The sequence below is a fragment of the Mucilaginibacter sp. HD30 genome (genome assembly GCF_054061755.1).
In genome coordinates this window covers 1,892,500-1,907,962 of the sequence record NZ_JBSSEO010000001.1, presented here as the reverse complement: position 1 = coordinate 1,907,962, position 15,463 = coordinate 1,892,500, and the positions used below count along the sequence as shown (strand labels likewise).

Annotated in this window: 17 protein-coding genes; 6 read left to right on the top strand and 11 right to left on the bottom strand. The window is 40.7% G+C overall.

Annotated features, from left to right (window positions below):
- Positions 1-4: 4 nt before the first annotated feature.
- Positions 5-1,273, top strand: a complete 1,269-nt coding sequence (locus ACVW2L_RS09225) for a DUF1501 domain-containing protein (RefSeq protein WP_457127675.1) — start codon at positions 5-7, stop codon at positions 1,271-1,273.
- On the opposite strand, the gene ACVW2L_RS09220 is transcribed toward ACVW2L_RS09225, so the two are convergent.
- Positions 1,270-1,626: a DUF1801 domain-containing protein gene (locus tag ACVW2L_RS09220; protein ID WP_457127674.1), complete on the bottom strand. Its 357-nt coding sequence runs from the start codon at positions 1,624-1,626 to the stop codon at positions 1,270-1,272. The two genes, ACVW2L_RS09225 and ACVW2L_RS09220, sit on opposite strands and share 4 nt — an antisense overlap.
- A 20-nt stretch (positions 1,627-1,646) precedes the next feature.
- The gene (gene rlmB, locus ACVW2L_RS09215) at positions 1,647-2,426 is read right to left on the bottom strand and encodes a 23S rRNA (guanosine(2251)-2'-O)-methyltransferase RlmB (RefSeq protein WP_457130188.1); all 780 of its coding nucleotides are present in this window, start codon (positions 2,424-2,426) and stop codon (positions 1,647-1,649) included.
- A gap of 275 nt (positions 2,427-2,701) precedes the next feature.
- Between rlmB and dnaB the strand changes: the two genes are divergently transcribed.
- Positions 2,702-4,255, top strand: a complete 1,554-nt coding sequence (dnaB, locus tag ACVW2L_RS09210; RefSeq protein WP_457127673.1) for a replicative DNA helicase — start codon at positions 2,702-2,704, stop codon at positions 4,253-4,255.
- A 99-nt stretch (positions 4,256-4,354) separates the two neighbouring features.
- On the opposite strand, the gene ACVW2L_RS09205 is transcribed toward dnaB, so the two are convergent.
- Positions 4,355-4,834 (bottom strand): Dps family protein, encoded by a 480-nt coding sequence (locus tag ACVW2L_RS09205; protein WP_457127672.1) that lies wholly within the window; start codon positions 4,832-4,834, stop codon positions 4,355-4,357.
- 95 nt (positions 4,835-4,929) lie between these two features.
- On the opposite strand from ACVW2L_RS09205, the gene ACVW2L_RS09200 reads away from it, so the two are divergent.
- From ACVW2L_RS09200 to ACVW2L_RS09190, 3 genes are read left to right on the top strand one after another with little or no spacing between them, the layout of a single operon-like run.
- Positions 4,930-5,685: a DUF4905 domain-containing protein gene (locus tag ACVW2L_RS09200; RefSeq protein WP_457127671.1), complete on the top strand. Its 756-nt coding sequence runs from the start codon at positions 4,930-4,932 to the stop codon at positions 5,683-5,685.
- A gap of 21 nt (positions 5,686-5,706) precedes the next feature.
- The gene (locus tag ACVW2L_RS09195) at positions 5,707-6,645 is read left to right on the top strand and encodes a DPBB and LysM peptidoglycan-binding domain-containing protein (RefSeq protein ID WP_457127670.1); all 939 of its coding nucleotides are present in this window, start codon (positions 5,707-5,709) and stop codon (positions 6,643-6,645) included.
- Positions 6,638-7,276: a uridine kinase family protein gene (locus ACVW2L_RS09190; RefSeq protein WP_457127669.1), complete on the top strand. Its 639-nt coding sequence runs from the start codon at positions 6,638-6,640 to the stop codon at positions 7,274-7,276. The genes ACVW2L_RS09195 and ACVW2L_RS09190 overlap by 8 nt, the downstream gene beginning before the upstream one ends.
- Positions 7,277-7,279: 3 nt before the next feature.
- On the opposite strand, the gene ACVW2L_RS09185 is transcribed toward ACVW2L_RS09190, so the two are convergent.
- The 3 genes from ACVW2L_RS09185 to ACVW2L_RS09175 form a co-directional block, all read right to left on the bottom strand.
- Entirely contained in the window at positions 7,280-7,966 is a 687-nt protein-coding gene (locus tag ACVW2L_RS09185) for a hypothetical protein (RefSeq protein WP_457127668.1), read from the bottom strand.
- Between the two features lie 149 nt (positions 7,967-8,115).
- The gene (locus tag ACVW2L_RS09180) at positions 8,116-8,652 is read right to left on the bottom strand and encodes an RNA methyltransferase (RefSeq protein ID WP_457127667.1); all 537 of its coding nucleotides are present in this window, start codon (positions 8,650-8,652) and stop codon (positions 8,116-8,118) included.
- Positions 8,653-8,660: 8 nt separating this feature from the next.
- The gene (locus ACVW2L_RS09175) at positions 8,661-9,842 is read right to left on the bottom strand and encodes a galactokinase (protein ID WP_457127666.1); all 1,182 of its coding nucleotides are present in this window, start codon (positions 9,840-9,842) and stop codon (positions 8,661-8,663) included.
- Between the two features lie 122 nt (positions 9,843-9,964).
- Between ACVW2L_RS09175 and ACVW2L_RS09170 the strand changes: the two genes are divergently transcribed.
- The gene (locus ACVW2L_RS09170) at positions 9,965-10,252 is read left to right on the top strand and encodes a YciI family protein (RefSeq protein ID WP_457127665.1); all 288 of its coding nucleotides are present in this window, start codon (positions 9,965-9,967) and stop codon (positions 10,250-10,252) included.
- 38 nt (positions 10,253-10,290) lie between these two features.
- On the opposite strand, the gene ACVW2L_RS09165 is transcribed toward ACVW2L_RS09170, so the two are convergent.
- The 5 genes from ACVW2L_RS09165 to ACVW2L_RS09145 form a co-directional block, all read right to left on the bottom strand.
- A complete protein-coding gene (locus tag ACVW2L_RS09165; protein WP_457127664.1) occupies positions 10,291-13,050 on the bottom strand; it encodes a carboxypeptidase regulatory-like domain-containing protein in 2,760 nt (919 codons plus the stop codon).
- 213 nt (positions 13,051-13,263) lie between these two features.
- A complete protein-coding gene (locus ACVW2L_RS09160) occupies positions 13,264-13,479 on the bottom strand; it encodes a hypothetical protein (RefSeq protein WP_457127663.1) in 216 nt (71 codons plus the stop codon).
- Positions 13,480-13,798: 319 nt separating this feature from the next.
- On the bottom strand, positions 13,799-14,128 hold the full coding sequence (locus ACVW2L_RS09155; protein ID WP_457127662.1) for a YbjQ family protein: 330 nt from the start codon (positions 14,126-14,128) through the stop codon (positions 13,799-13,801).
- A gap of 96 nt (positions 14,129-14,224) precedes the next feature.
- Positions 14,225-14,506 (bottom strand): pyrimidine/purine nucleoside phosphorylase, encoded by a 282-nt coding sequence (gene ppnP / locus ACVW2L_RS09150; RefSeq protein ID WP_457127661.1) that lies wholly within the window; start codon positions 14,504-14,506, stop codon positions 14,225-14,227.
- A gap of 77 nt (positions 14,507-14,583) precedes the next feature.
- Entirely contained in the window at positions 14,584-15,321 is a 738-nt protein-coding gene (locus ACVW2L_RS09145; RefSeq protein ID WP_457127660.1) for a class I SAM-dependent methyltransferase, read from the bottom strand.
- Positions 15,322-15,463 lie beyond the last annotated feature (142 nt).

Here is a 15,463-nt window from a genome sequence, read left to right as displayed (position 1 = left end):
TGAGATGGTATCAAGAAGAGGATTTATAAAATCAGGTGGGTTAGCTTTACTTGGAGTAGGGTTAATGGGTGGCATACCAGCTTTTTTAGCAGAGGCTGTTGCTAGTGAAAAAAACCGTACGCTATATTCAAAAAAGAAGGTAATGGTGTGCATATTTCAGCGCGGTGCCATGGATGGCTTAATGGCTGTTACTCCTTTTACCGATGACTATCTAAAAGCGGCCAGGCCGACGCTTTTTATGTCGGCAGCTAAAAGCCAAAATGTAAACTCTTTAATAGATCTTGATGGGCACTTTGGTCTTCACCCGGCTATGGCGCCCTTTGCAGATTTGTATAACCAAAAGCAATTGGCCATAGTACATGGTATCGGTTCGCCAAATAATACACGCTCGCATTTTGACGCACAGGACTATATGGAATCTGGCACACCATTTAACAAAGGCACAACAAGCGGTTGGCTCAATCGTGCTGTTGGTTTGCTTGGGCACGATGCCACGCCTTTTCAGGCCGTAAGTCTAACCTCATCGTTACCGCGCTCTTTTTATGGCGATAACCCAACGCTGGCCGTTAGCAGTCTGCAGGACTTTGCCATACAAATGCGAGGTAACCCTGGCGGTGCCAATATGGCTGCGAAAAGCTTTGAAGATCTTTATCAGCAGACTTCATCATCGCTGCTTAAACAGACAGGCAAAGAAAGTTTTGATGCAGTTAAAATGCTGCAAAAAACAGATATCAAAAATTATAAACCAGCTAACAATGTTCTCTATCCCAATACGCCTCTTGGCAATTCGCTTAAGCAAATAGCGCAATTGATAAAAATGGATGTTGGTTTAGAGATTGCTTTTACCGAATCAAATGGTTGGGATACGCACTTTAACCAGGGGACCGACAAAGGGTTATTTGCACGTAACGTAGCCGATTTAAGTGGTTGTATAACTGCTTTTTGGAACGATATAGGCGCCTATCAGGATGATGTTACGGTGATGACCATGACCGAGTTTGGCCGTACTGTAAAACAAAACGGGACGGGCGGTACAGACCATGGTCGGGCATCATGCAATTTTATTTTGGGTAACGATGTAAAAGGCGGCATGGTTCATGGCAATGTTAAGCCGTTGTCGATGGAAAATTTAGAAGACGGCCGCGACTTAGCAGTAACCACTGATTTTAGAAGTGTATTTAGCGAAGTTGCCGACAGGCATTTAAAATTAAGTAATGACAGGGTACTTTTTCCGGATTGGAAGGGTGATAAGGTAGGAGTAATGCGGAGTTAACGCTTTAACTGAGCTATTTGCAGCGCTTTACGCAAAACCTCTTCAATGTCGGCAGTCGGCAGATCTTTGTCGGCGTCAAAGAGCATTATTTTCATCCGTGCACGTTTCTCCGTTATCAACGCAGCATGATCAATCAATTTCCCATCCACAATACCCAGGTAAGGCTGGTGCAAGGTTTTATGCGCCCATAAATAGCATAGCATTTTGCCTTTATAGCAAAACATAGGCATGCGGTATTTCCACTCAGCGGTTATGTCTTTATCTTGATTTAAAATTATAGTACGTAAAGCAAGCAAGCAGCTTTTAACGGGTTCTTGGTGAGTAAGGTAAAAGTTATCTAACTCGTTTACCATATTTAACAATTGTTCCCCATTTAGGGCGCGAGTGGGCTTAACCGTTGCCTGATCGCCTCATATAAAATAACGCCGGTCGCGACAGATACGTTAAGCGACTCTATTTCGCCATACATCGGTATTTTAGCCAGATGATCTGCAATGCGGATGATTTCATTACGAACACCATCTTCTTCAGATCCCATTATAATTGCGGTAGGTGCGGTGTAATCGGGTTGGTAAATGTATTCTTTGGTTTTTTCGGTACAACAAACCAATTGTAAGCCAGATTCCTGTATAAATCTTACCGTCTGCATAAAATTGTCATGCCGGCAAACGGGAATTTTATATAGCGCGCCTGCTGATGTTTTAATAGCATCAGGGTTTATCTGCGCAGAACCCTTTGCGGGCACTACTATTGCGTGTACACCACTACATTCAGCTGTACGGGCAATGGCACCCATGTTACGTACATCAGTTATGGAGTCGAGTATAAGAATAAGCGGGGTTTCTCCTTTTTCAAATATCTGTGGAATGATGTCCTCAATGCGCTGATAGGTAATAGGCGAGATAAAAGCCACAACACCCTGATGGTTTTTCATGGTGAGGCGGTTAAGTTTTTCAACAGGTACCTGCTGCGCGGTAATATTATATTCGTTCATGAGTTCTTTAAGCTCAGAGATAAGACCACCGCCAACACCTCGTTGTACATAAAGCGATTCAATTTCTTTACCCGAACGGATGGCTTCTATCACCGCACGGGTACCAAATACCATTTGATTACTTTCTCTCGGTTCCCTGCTCTCCCGGTTATTATACATCATTTTTTACTATAACTATCTGAAACACAAAAGTAGCGATATTAATTGATTAAGCCTTTATTGAAGTGTTTTAAGCGCTGATTTATAGCTTTGGTTAACATGTTAAAAACGTTATCCACATTGTATTAAATCCCTGATATTCAGAACGAAATTTTGCTATTCAACAAGTTATTAACATTGGGTGTTAATTAAAATCATTTAAAACGATATCAAAAATGCGGTTTTAATTTTATCGTGTTAACCGAATGTTAACGATAGTTATCTATTTTTGATACATGATTTTTGAGAACGAAAACTCCAATTACAAGCCGAATACTAACGAAAAACGAAGCCGGATTACCAACCCTACACCTTACAGCGGAATGGGCAAATTACCGCCGCAAGCTGTTGACCTTGAGGAGGCTGTGTTAGGTGCATTAATGCTGGAGAAAGACGCCCTTTCATCTGTTATTGATATTTTAAAACCCGAAGTTTTTTATCGAGATAATCATCAACGCATATTTCAAGCCATACGTACGCTGTTTGAAAAGACATCGCCGGTTGATATTCTTACCGTGACTGCGCAATTGCGCACGCAGGGCGAACTGGAAATGATAGGAGGGGCATACTATATTACCGAACTTACCAACCGTGTTGCATCCGCTGCTAATATTGAGTACCACTCGCGCATTATTATTCAAAAATTTATTCAGCGGGAGCTCATCAGGATCTCCACAGACATAATAAACAGCGCGTATGAAGACACTACCGACGTGCTTGATTTGTTGGATAAGGCCGAGAAAAACTTGTTCGAGATAGCGCAAAATAACCTTCGTCGAGATTCGCGCAAAATGGACGACCTGTTGCATGAAACGCTGAAAGAAATAGAATTACTCAAAGATAAAAAAGATGGCCTTACCGGTATAGCTTCAGGATTTACTGAGCTGGACAGAATGACCTCGGGCTGGCAAAAATCCGACCTTGTAATTATCGCAGCCCGCCCTGCAATGGGTAAAACTGCCTTTGTTTTAAGCTGCGCGCGTAACGCAGCGGTTGATTTTGATAAGCCGGTAGTTGTGTTCTCGTTAGAGATGTCGTCTATTCAATTGGTTAATCGTTTGGTATCAGGAGAAACTGAAATTGAACAGGAAAAGATAAGAAAAGGAACACTGGAAGAGTGGGAATGGCAACAGATCCACTCAAAAATAGGAAGATTGGAGCAGGCTCCTCTCATTATAGATGATACACCCGCACTTAATATTTTTGAGTTCCGTGCTAAATGCCGTCGTCTTAAATCACAGCATGATATTCAATTGATCATAATTGACTACCTGCAACTGATGCAAGGTAAAGCCGATGGAAAAGGCGGTGGTAACCGTGAGCAGGAGATAGGCAGTATATCACGCGCTTTGAAATCAGTAGCTAAGGAACTGAATGTGCCGGTTATAGCGCTTTCGCAATTAAGTCGCGCGGTTGAGAATCGCCCGGGGGGCTCTAAAAGGCCGATGCTATCAGATTTACGTGAGTCGGGCTCTATTGAGCAGGATGCGGATATGGTTTTATTCCTTTACCGTCCGGAGTATTATGGATTAGAAGTTGATGAAGACAATAACCCAACGCAAGGTGTAGGAGAAGTTATTATTGCCAAACACCGTAACGGTGAGACCGGCAGGGTGAGGTTGAAGTTTGTGGGCAAATATGTTAAGTTTACCGATTTGGATGGGGGAGACAGCTTTGAGGCGCCAAGTCCGTTTGCAGGTCTTAACCCTTCACAAAACTTTGACAAGCCCAGCAACTTCATCATCCGTCCATCACGCATGGACGATCTGGAAGATGAGCCACCGTTTTAAATTATTTCGAGACATTTTAAACGACCAAAGCCACCTTAGAAGTGGCTTTGGTCGTTTAAAAAGAACTTTGCAATCCTTATATCCTACAAATTTTAGTCATTAGTCCGCGTTTACAAACGAGCGCAGCATCCAGGTATTTTTCTCTTTATACTGCATAAATTTGTTGACCATGTCGTTGGTTCCGTCGTCGCCTGCCTCCTCGCTGATCTCCATTAAATCCCGCTCCAGTTCAATTAGTTTAGCCATATCATCAATAACGGCCTTTACCAGGTCTGTATCCTTAACACCTATAGTATTTATCTCTTTTATCTCAGAAATGTTAATGTACTCGGCAAAAGTGCTTACAGGTGGTTTCCCAAGCGTTAAAACTCGTTCGGCAATTTCATCAATTGTTAGCTGCGCCTGTGTATACAACTCTTCAAATTTAATGTGAAGGGTGAAGAAGTTGTTGCCCTTAACGTTCCAGTGGGCTCCTCTTAGTTTTTGGTAATGAATGTGGTAATTGGCAAGCAGATCATTTAAATGATCAACAACCGGTTTAACTGCTTTTTCGGTAAGGCTTATTTCTTTAGCGTCCATGATATTTTTAATTATTGTGAATGAACAGGCTTATGCTTGTTTTGTTTAATAAAAATACCACTCTTTTTATTAATAAAGGCATATTTGCATCTCTTATGACGCAATTCTCACCATTCATCAGCAAGCAATTCCGGGGCATTATCTGGCGTATGGAAATTGACGAAATAAGCGACACTATTTATCTTGAAATAAGAAAGGCCGAAGATAAGCTTGTAACCTTTGCTGCTGTTGATCTGATATCGGGCCACACAAAATTCGAAAATATTATTCTGCCTGAACGATGGTTAACCGGCATTGAGGCAGCTTATAACAACGTATTGTTAGTACATGGATACCTGGGCCAAAATGCACCTGTACACAGGGGGTTAACCGCTCTTGATGAAAATGGCTCCGCAATATGGAGCAATTATAGCATTGCGCTTGATCGCCTGAGTGTTAATGGCCCAATTATGTATGCTGCTCAGATACAGCCGCGTAAACTTTTTTTAACAGACATTCGTACAGGCGCTAACATCAAACAGTTTGATAGTGTGGTAGACACTGAGTACGTAAACAGCGTAGTATTTCCGCACAATGTTACGGACGGTGAATTAAACTTTGACCTTCCTGTAGAGTCGTACAACAGGGTTGTGGATTATCTTAGTTACAATAATTATAGAATTGTATCTTTGCACACGCTTGCCGAAGGGCAACTCATACAAAGCTTATATATATGGCAGAACAAAGATTTGGTTTACGAGGATTTATTGAACGATAACATACAAAAAATGCAACCCGAGGCGTTTATCCTGTATAAAAACAGAATAATTTATATAAAAAACAAGACCCAGTTAAAGGTTATTTCCCTATAAATATCTGAATACTATTTTATTATGAAATTAAAAGTTTTGTTGTTAGTTGCACCTTTGCTATCGCTGTCCGTAGAGCTATTTGCTTCGGCACCGGTAGATTCTATTGGTGTTGAGAACTTAAACGGTAAAAAAGTGGTGCTGCATAAGCTGGACCCAAAAGATAATTATTTTTCGGTGGGCCGCAGATATAACGTGAAGCCCAATATTATTATCCAATTTAATAATAATGCCGAGCTGAAAATTGGTGGTATCATTAAGGTGCCTACTGAGCAGCCATTTTTAGCGCCGACTGTGCAGCCGGTTGTATCGCAAAGTACACCTGTTGGGCCGCAAAATGCTTCTGTAGTAGCACAAAACGCACCTGTCGTGTCACAGACCACGACGCCAACCGTTACTGCAGATGCAAATCTTATGCAATATAAAGTATCCGCAGGAGAGACAATGTATTCCATTGCCAAGCGCTTTAACACAACTGTTGAAGATATTGTTAAGCTGAATAATTTAACTTCGAGTAATGCCGTCTCAGGACAATCGTTAAAAATTAAAATGAATTCAGCTAACGTTCCTGTGCCGGTTCCTGTCGCGCCTCCAATAGTTGTTAAAACAGATTCTTTCAGTTATAGCAGTCCTCAGGATAGTATGAATGCTGTAAAGTTTGGCGCCAATAAGTTTGGCCTCTATGAAAAAGCTGAAAAAGGCATAGCAGTTTCCATTACCGAGGAAGGGCTGGATCCTTCTAAAAAATTAGCACTTCACCGCACCGCACCTGTAGGTACCGTTATAAAAATAACTAATCCGATGACGGGTAAAACAACTTTTGCTAAAGTTGTAGGTCGTTTTACAGATAGCGAGTCTACAAAAGATGCCATTATAGTAGTTACCAAAAACGTTGCTGATTCTATTGGTGCGTTGGATAAACGAGTTCACGTAAACATCAGCTACGGAAGCCCAAATGAATAAACCGTATATTATTGGAATAGCAGGAGGGAGCGGGTCAGGAAAGACTTTTTTTTTGAACCGTTTTTTAGATCACTTTACCAAAGACGAGATTTGCCTGGTCTCTCAGGATGATTATTATATTCCGGTGGCTCATAACATGACGCCGGAAGAAAATAAACTCTATAACTTTGATCTGCCTCGTACTATTGATGCCGAACATTTTGAAACGGATGTTCTGGATCTTATAGCAGGCAAAACCATCCTTAAAACAGAATATACCTTTAATAACCCTAATGCTAAGCCTAAAACATTAGAGATAAAACCAGCTCCGATAGTAATTATAGAAGGCCTGTTTATAATGCACTTCAAAGGAATAGCCGATTTAATAGATATGAAGATATTTGTTGAGGCAGATGGGGCTATCGCTTTAGAACGCCGTTTAAAACGCGATCTGCTTGAACGTGGCTACTCTAACGACGATGTGATGTATAAATGGGTGCACCATGTTGTGCCGGCTTATAACGAGTATTTGCTGCCTTATAAGGACGAGTGCCACAAAATCATTATCAACAATACCAATACCACCCAAAACATTGTTAAAGTGACCGAGGAGATATCGGCTGAATTAAGGAAAACAGTTTTTGGCAGCTAACGCCTAAATTCCTTCTTTAATACTTCTGAAAGGTTTTTCAGGCTCATCAATGCTGAACATGGTTAGTATGCTATCTTTTAAGGTCATGTAATCTCCACGCGGGCTAACCACCAGTTTTTTTACGCCGTTATGTGTTATAGCCATTGGTTGTATTTTAGAAGTCACCTTACCATCGCCGTCCATTTCAATAACGTAAAATTGTTCGTCTTTTCTGTCATCATAAATAATGCTTACGGTCCCGGCAGCATCATCAATAAATTTTCCTACAACCAATTTTCCAACCATTTCTTCGGGGCTAATAGATAGTAAGTGTTGTGCAGCTTCGGGGGTAAAACCAATAAATTCAAAATTCATCGGCTTATTATCATAATCGCGTATCGTGTCCTTGGCGGTCACTACACCGGGTTTTGGGTATCCGGCTATGGCGTAAACTATAACGCCGCCTGTATTTTTATAGCTATTGCCAGGCAACAAGAAATTAAGCTCAAGCGCTGCGTGCTGTGTACTATCATTACGAATGTTACCGGCTATATCCAGCATTTGCTGTTTGCTGATGCGGCCTTTTAACTGAACGTCCATTTTAGCGCCGTCAGCAGTTTTAGCTACGTTTGTTATACTGTATGGTTCTGTTGGTTTGTTTGAATTACATGCTGCTAACGCAACCAACAATATAAGGAAGATCTTTTTCATACGTACAAATTCATCACCGTAAGGCGGGCTGCAAATATATTCCTAAAAAAATAACCCGGCAATAGCAGTATTATATATCAGGCAGGCTTCTCGGATTGGTTTTTTTCTCCAACTATAGAATCACTTTTTAACAGATAAAACCTTATAAACTACTCCTTCAAGTTCAATTTAGCAAAAAAATCCCACAGCACTATACCTGCTGATACTACGATATTAAAGGAATGCTTAGTGCCAAACTGTGGTATTTCAATGCATCCGTCGGCAATAGCCATTACTTCATCGCTTACACCATTTACTTCATTGCCAAACACCAATGCATAATTCTCGTTTTCGGCAGGGGTAAACTCATTCAACATGGTGCTGGCCTCGGCTTGCTCTATTGCTATAATCTGATAGCCGTCGGTTTTTAGCTGTTGAATAGCTTCTTTAACGTCAGTATAATAACTCCAATCTACAGACTGTGTGGCCCCTAAAGCTGTTTTTTCTATTTCGCGATGAGGGGGCTGGGCCGTAATGCCGCATAAAATCACTTTTTCCACTGCAAAACCATCGCTTGTACGGAATATAGAACCTATATTGTGCATGCTGCGCACATTGTCTAAAACCACCACAACCGGCAGTTTTTGCTGTGTTTTAAACTCAGCTACCGTCGCGCGGTTTAGTTCGTCTAACTTTAGTTTACGCATTTCAAAAATCAGGTATTACTGTTTTCTTTCGGGTTGATAGATATACTACCAACACCATTACTTATAGATTGCTGGTAAACCGCGGGGGCATAACCTATTTTATCCTTATAATAAGCTATCACTTCATTACTAAAGGCTTCAAAACTATCTTTTTTTACTAATGCAATGGCACAGCCACCAAACCCCGCGCCGGTCATACGTGCGCCGGCAACATTGGCGTTTGTTTTCGCATAATCTACAATCGTATCCAGTTCTATCCCGCTTACTTCATAAAGATTGCGCAACGAGTTGTGCGATGCATACATCAGTTGACCAAACTCTGCAAGGCTGTTTTTTGATAAAGCAGTTATAGCAAGCTTAACCCGTTCATTCTCTTCAATAACATGTTGGGCACGCTTATATACTGTTTTATCTGCTATAAGGTGTTCGTTTTCTTTAAAAGTTGCCACGTCAATATCACAAAGATCGTCAATATCCAGCCGCTGCCGCAATGCAGTTAAAGCCGCCTCACATTCCTGTACCCGCTCATTATATTTTGATTCTACAAGTTTGCGGGGTTTATTAGTATTTATCACCGCTAAAATGTAATCGCCCAAATTGGCCGTCACCAGGTCGTAGTCCAAAGTGTCGCAGCTTATGGCCATGGCTTTATCCTTTTCGCCGAAGGTTACAGCAAACTGATCCATTATCCCGCTGTTTACACCTATAAAATTATTCTCAACCGCTTTTGAGAGTTTAACCAGATCAAGTTTTGAATAGCCCGCATTAAACAATTCGTTAAAAGCATAAGCCGTTACTACTTCGATAGAGGCTGATGATGAAAGCCCAGACCCGATAGGGACATTACCCCAGTAAAGCATGTCCAGACCTTTTATCTGGTGTCCGTCCCTTAAAAAATAATCAGCAACCCCAAGCGGAAAATTATACCAGTTATCACCGCTCTTTGTGTAGCCTGCTTGTAAAGGTATTTCTGCAAATTCATCAAAATTGAGGCTTCTTAAACGCAATACATTATCATTATTCGGCGCAACATAAAGCGTTGTGCCAAATTCAATTGCACACGGCAATACAAGCCCCCCATTGTAGTCTATGTGCTCACCAATGAGGTTTATCCTGCCTGGACAAAAAAAAGCATTTACGGCTTCCTTTTGGTAGATTTGAACAAATTTTTGAAAAAGATCACTATTCATTACCTGTGTTTTGTTTGAGTTGGCAAATATTGAAATTATTACACTATTAACCTTAATGTTACTTTAATAAAAACACCTTCGCGACTCGCTTTGTTTATAACAACAGTTTAAATAAAAATAACATGCAATACATAGTAACCGGATATGATTTTACAGATGACGGCGCAATACAGCGCAGATTAAATGTGCGCCCCCATCATCTTGATTTTGCCCGCGCCACCAAGGCGGCAGGCAATCTTATAAGCGCAGCTGCTATTTTAAATGAAGAAGGAAATGCTGTGGGTTCAGTAATGTTTCTTCAGTTTGATACAGAAGAGGAGTTAAATGCATGGAAAGCCGGTGAACCTTATTTCACCCAAGGTGTTTGGGAAACTATTGATGTTAAACCGGCTCGGGTGGCAGAGTTATAGTAGCAGCTGCTATAAACGCCGCTACTATAAATAAAATACTATTGCACTTTATAGCGATAAACGGCGCGCCCTATGTTACCGTCGGCATCAAAGCCTTCAATTATTGCTCTATAACTTCCTCTTCCGTCTGCATTAAAAAAGTCAAAGGTGGCGGCACCGCTGGTGGGATCGGTGTTTACACGTGGGTTCCAGTAAATAGTGGTACGTAAGTCACTGCCAACGGGCGAGTCTTTAGTAACCTCATAACGGGGGCTGTAAAACATCCTTGCCGCAGTAAAACCCTTCGGTTTTATTTTGACGCCGCTGTTGGCTGGCATCATGTCATCTAAAACAGCGTTTATCTGATCCTTGCTCATTTTGACTGTCTCAATCTTTTTTGAGTTTACAACAACCACACCAGTGGTATTGCTCATTCGGTTAATGCCACTAACACCATCATTTAAAAATACCTCTACAGATTCAACGGTTTTTGGATCAACTGAGCGTAAGCCACTTAAATCCATCATAACGTTATTTACATAGATAGCAACAGGTCGCCTATCTCCCTGCATATAACTTCTTCTTATATATAAATTATCCTGCTCAAAGGTTAATCCCGCCGCATTTTGCAGACAATCAAATAAATTCGCACATACGGAAAGCATATTACCATCAAGGGTGTGGTCGGCCATCATAGTTAATCCTGTGAGATTGGAATTGTCTAAATGGCTGGCCCGCTTAATTTTAGGAGCAACGGTGGCCCGTATAGTTACTTCATTAAGCACACGAGAATTATCTGCAACTTTTTTGCTGTTTTGCAAATAAGGGCGCATAGCGCTGTCAATATTAAGAAATGCCGCCGGAGCGTTGATACTTGCCGTAATAGGTTGAAAAGAATCACTGTTTAATATGATCATGAAGTTATTGCTGTTTGGGTTGCCCTTGGCACTTACCACAGCCTGCAGTGAATCTGGGAAATAAAGCTTTGAAAAAGTAAACTCGCCTACAGTATTAGCCTGGGTGTTTACGGATAAACGCCTGTCTTTGACCTCAAAGTTAATATTTCCGCGATTTACCGGCATACCTTGTGATGTGCGCAAACTACCTGATATAGTGATACCGTCTTCGGGTTGAAATTTTACATTAGAAGGCAATTTATTTGTAGCTATGTCTTTATATATAATTCTACTATACCCTTGTGTAAGCATCAGAGCATCCAGGTCAGAATTTGTTTTATCTGTTGCATTGTTAAAGTAATAATTAGGCTTTTCAATATAACCCTTCAGATCTGACGTTAAAAGTAAATCAGTCAGAATAGTTGTTTCAGAACTTTCGTCAAAAGGAACTTTTGTCTCATCAATTACAGTAACCGAGAGATCTGCCGCAACGGGTTTCTCCGCGTTTTTTGCAGATACATTCATTACCACTTTATCCCTGCCTGTATAAACTGTTTTCGGAGTTGTCAGCGTTAGGGATAGTTGATCGTCCGCCTTATTGATAAAAACAAGTCGTTCAGATAATGCATCTCCGTTACTGTTCAGAACGCTTATTTTGGCTACACCCGACGGCAGTTTATTAGTTATTGACAAGGGGTATGTAGTTGCATTTAAGGCACCAGTTTGTGCCGCATAAAAAATCGCCTGGCCGTTTTGTGCTACAATGTAGAAGCGCTTGCCTTTGTTTTTTTGAAGAAATGCATCATTACACAGTAAATTAAGCACAATACGCTGCGGAGATACCGTTGCAACGCTGATTGCAATGTCCTGTGCACTTACTTTAGGCAGATCATAATTACCTTTAGAGCCGTCGGCAAAGGTTATAGCGGCCTTATAAATTTTACCAGCAACGGGCGTAAGGCTGAAAGTGCCCATTCCCAAATGCTGGGATGAAATGGTCGCAACGGTAGCTCCTGCATTATCAGTAATAATTCCCTTCATGTCAACACCCATACCATTGGCAGCTATGGCTTTAAAAGCAACTTTACCAGCTACGCCTTCAATCAGATCGCCACCCTCGGGAAAAAACTGAACATCAGTTGGCGCGGCAGTGCTTTTTAAAGAGAATTGGTTGGTTACTTCTTTGGGGTTTGCGTCAATTTCGGTAATCAAGTCGCTTGAAGACAGGTCCGTCAATTTATTTGTATCAAAACTTACCGTTATATTACCGGCAGCATCTGTAGTTCCTTTTCCTTTTGACAGTACATCATCATTTTTGGTCTGAACTTTCCAGTTCACTTTTTTGCCCGCAATTGCGCTTCCGTCGGTGTTGCGATAGTTAAGGCGTGCGGTTACTTTAGCGGCATTATTTTGTGTGGATGACGTTAGCGAAATATTTGTGAGAACAGTTTTGTTGATCGCGTCGCCTATACTTATAGTTTTATCAAAAAAGTAAGCCGTGTCAAAGTTGCGCATCCATTTAGTGTATGCCCTTATTTGATAATTTCCCTGCTTATATTTTGCTTTAATTATGGCGATATTACCAAAAGCCACACCTTTAGTAATAGCTAGCTTAAGCTTTTGTACTATAGTGTCCTTATTAATCACGTCCACATAAACCACGTTGCTTATTGCGGAGGGTACCCGTTGCTTCAAATCACCATAACTGTCTGCTGTAACGTAGGCTTTAAACCAAATGGTATCGCCCACTGCATAGTATGGTTTATCAAAATGAAGATATACTTTTTCTATTGGATATGAGCTGTTGTAATCTGCCGTTTTTTGCGCAAGCGTTACCAACGGAATAGAATCTGTTTGTGAAAAAGCTGATAAGCCGGTTACTAAAAACAGCGATAGTAAAAAAGTAGATCTCTTCAGGTTCATATTGCGATTTGAAGTATAATTGGTTAAATATAGATAAGTTACAACACGCGGGCGCTAAAACATGCTATTTTAACATTTTTTTACAAATTATAGTATGTTTTAACGCGTAACTTTTTAGGCAGGTTTGTTTATAAACGGAGATTTTTATAAAAGACAAGGCAGAATTCTATACAGAATTCTGCCTTGACGCCTTGCGGCTAAACGGTAATTTATTTACCAGCCGCTTCCCTTTTGGGCTACACCACTGCTGATATGGCCTTCTGCTGTAGCTTTGCTCATTATAGCAGCCATTTTGTTTCCCGCACCATCTGTACCGGTTGCAATGTATCTGCCTGATTTTACATCAATAACAGGATCAACCATTGGTACGTTTTTGGTTTTTGTTTTCACTGAATAGGCGGTAATGCCGCCACTTGTAGGTGTTGCCATGATAAGTTTTTAATTGTTTTAAAAAGTTTAACCCTTGTTAGGTAATAATTGTTTGTACAAACATAATGTATTGTTATTAACATGTACAACCTATTAGCTAAAAGATATTCCAAAAAATGTTAAAAAAGGCCTGTTTTGGAGTCGTTTTTTGCAATTTGTGGAAAACTTGTTACTCCTCAAATGTAAATATTGTAAGTGAACGTGAAAATTGCTCTTTTAAAAATGCACTCGCATAGCGCTTTTAGATGTAAAAAAGAAACCACTAAGCCTTTTAAACACCAAATAGGTTGATAGCTTATAGTTAACAATATACTTTTACCTATTCTTTTTCAACCACAACAGCTGTTCCGTACGCTAACACTTCTGTTATACCCTGCATTATTTCATTGGCGTCATATCGCATAGCAACTATGGCATTGGCGCCCATAACCCGGGCGTGCTCTATTAGCAATTGATAAGCTTCCTGGCGTGTATTTTCGCAAAGTTCAACATAAATTGAAAGCCTGCCGCCAAATAATGACTGAAAGCCACCTGCTATATTGCCAAGCGCACTGCGACTACGCACCGTAACGCCACGCACAACGCCTAATTGTTTAACAATTTTGTAACCCTCAAGCGAGTTAGCGGTGGTAACTAATGATGTATCCATTATTGTAATTTTTAAATTTTAAACACGGGCAGATTAAACAACCCTTTTTTTAATTTAGATTAAAACGCCTAACGAGAATTACATATAAAACTATATTTATTTGTATTTACACAAATAAGAGGTCTGCGCCGATGTTTTAACTTTGAATGACGAGTTAGCAGGTACTTCAAACGACTGACCGTTGGTAAAGCTCGTCCATTCTGTTTGGCCCGGAAGCAATGCCACAAGTTCTCCTTCAATTACTACCATGGTTTCATGGGTTGCCGTGCCAAATTCGTATTCTCCGCTTTCAATTACGCCAATGGTTGATTTACCTTCGGCCGATGTATAGGCAAGTGACTTTACTGTGCCTTCAAAATATTCGTTTACGTTGATCATTGTAGTTTTTTTTAGTGCCCGAAGATGGGAATTTCAGTCAATACTTCAAAGGGAATGGGGCCATGAACTATTATCCATCAACTATCAACTAATTCCTTAACCCCACCAAAAGCCGCGAAATAAGAATTTTTATGTAATACCTCTACCTGCTTAAAGCCAACCTTTTTTAGTAGTTCGGTTTGATAATTTAATGATCGGGGTGTGTCCTCGTATGCCACATAGTCCAATACTTTTTTCCGATAATCCGGTCCCCCCAATGTGTCCAAATAATCACTGTATTTCTGGTGGAACAGACGCTTCAACGGTTCCGAATCATGCGTTATTAAATCCGATATCCAGAAGCTACCTCCCGGTTTAAGCATCCGGTACATATTAGAAAAAACACTTTCCCAATCGGCATCATCCCTTAAATGGTGCAGTGTCGCAGCGGCTAAAATTATATCAAAGCTCTGATCCGGCAAATTAAGGTTCCGCATATCATCCTGAATAATAGCAACCTCGCCGTTTGTTTCTGCACTTACACGCTCCTTTGCCCTTAATAGCATGGGCATGCTCAAATCATTAAGCGTACAGTTTAAATCGCCTGTTTTGCTTAACATTTTTAAGGTATAGTTACCGGCGCCGCAACCTATGTCAAGCAGATCATTAGCTTCGGGATTGATGTACTTAGCTGCTTCGGTACATAACTCCATGGTAAGCGGGGCATCAATGGTAGTCAGCTGGCCGGTATCTAAGTTAGAAAAACGTTCAACATCGTTATCAAAACGATGTCTTATTTCGTCGTTCCCTGCTTTTTTTGAATAGTCTGTGATCATACTTTAATGTTTATTATTGCCAAAGCTAAACGCATTTTTAATATTTGTAGCACTGTAATTAAACGGTGGTGAAAATTATTCGAAATAGTATCCAGGCAAGTTATTTGCCTGGCCAATTGAAACTGTTTAGCCCTAAAAGACG

Excerpts from the sequence above, each read along its gene's own strand:
- ACVW2L_RS09160 (WP_457127663.1), bottom strand. The coding sequence starts at position 13,479 with ATGGCAACACCTACAAGTGGCGGCATTACCGCCTATTCAGTGAAAACA.
- ppnP (WP_457127661.1), bottom strand. The coding sequence starts at position 14,506 with ATGATCAACGTAAACGAATATTTTGAAGGCACAGTAAAGTCACTTGCC.
- dnaB (WP_457127673.1), top strand. The coding sequence starts at position 2,702 with ATGATTTTTGAGAACGAAAACTCCAATTACAAGCCGAATACTAACGAA.
- ACVW2L_RS09195 (WP_457127670.1), top strand. The coding sequence starts at position 5,707 with ATGAAATTAAAAGTTTTGTTGTTAGTTGCACCTTTGCTATCGCTGTCC.
- ACVW2L_RS09190 (WP_457127669.1), top strand. The coding sequence starts at position 6,638 with ATGAATAAACCGTATATTATTGGAATAGCAGGAGGGAGCGGGTCAGGA.
- ACVW2L_RS09170 (WP_457127665.1), top strand. The coding sequence starts at position 9,965 with ATGCAATACATAGTAACCGGATATGATTTTACAGATGACGGCGCAATA.
- ACVW2L_RS09185 (WP_457127668.1), bottom strand. The coding sequence starts at position 7,966 with ATGAAAAAGATCTTCCTTATATTGTTGGTTGCGTTAGCAGCATGTAAT.
- ACVW2L_RS09220 (WP_457127674.1), bottom strand. The coding sequence starts at position 1,626 with ATGGTAAACGAGTTAGATAACTTTTACCTTACTCACCAAGAACCCGTT.
- ACVW2L_RS09225 (WP_457127675.1), top strand. The coding sequence starts at position 5 with ATGGTATCAAGAAGAGGATTTATAAAATCAGGTGGGTTAGCTTTACTT.
- ACVW2L_RS09155 (WP_457127662.1), bottom strand. The coding sequence starts at position 14,128 with ATGGATACATCATTAGTTACCACCGCTAACTCGCTTGAGGGTTACAAA.
- ACVW2L_RS09205 (WP_457127672.1), bottom strand. The coding sequence starts at position 4,834 with ATGGACGCTAAAGAAATAAGCCTTACCGAAAAAGCAGTTAAACCGGTT.
- ACVW2L_RS09180 (WP_457127667.1), bottom strand. The coding sequence starts at position 8,652 with ATGCGTAAACTAAAGTTAGACGAACTAAACCGCGCGACGGTAGCTGAG.
- ACVW2L_RS09165 (WP_457127664.1), bottom strand. The coding sequence starts at position 13,050 with ATGAACCTGAAGAGATCTACTTTTTTACTATCGCTGTTTTTAGTAACC.
- rlmB (WP_457130188.1), bottom strand. The coding sequence starts at position 2,426 with ATGTATAATAACCGGGAGAGCAGGGAACCGAGAGAAAGTAATCAAATG.
- ACVW2L_RS09175 (WP_457127666.1), bottom strand. The coding sequence starts at position 9,842 with ATGAATAGTGATCTTTTTCAAAAATTTGTTCAAATCTACCAAAAGGAA.
- ACVW2L_RS09200 (WP_457127671.1), top strand. The coding sequence starts at position 4,930 with ATGACGCAATTCTCACCATTCATCAGCAAGCAATTCCGGGGCATTATC.
- ACVW2L_RS09145 (WP_457127660.1), bottom strand. The coding sequence starts at position 15,321 with ATGATCACAGACTATTCAAAAAAAGCAGGGAACGACGAAATAAGACAT.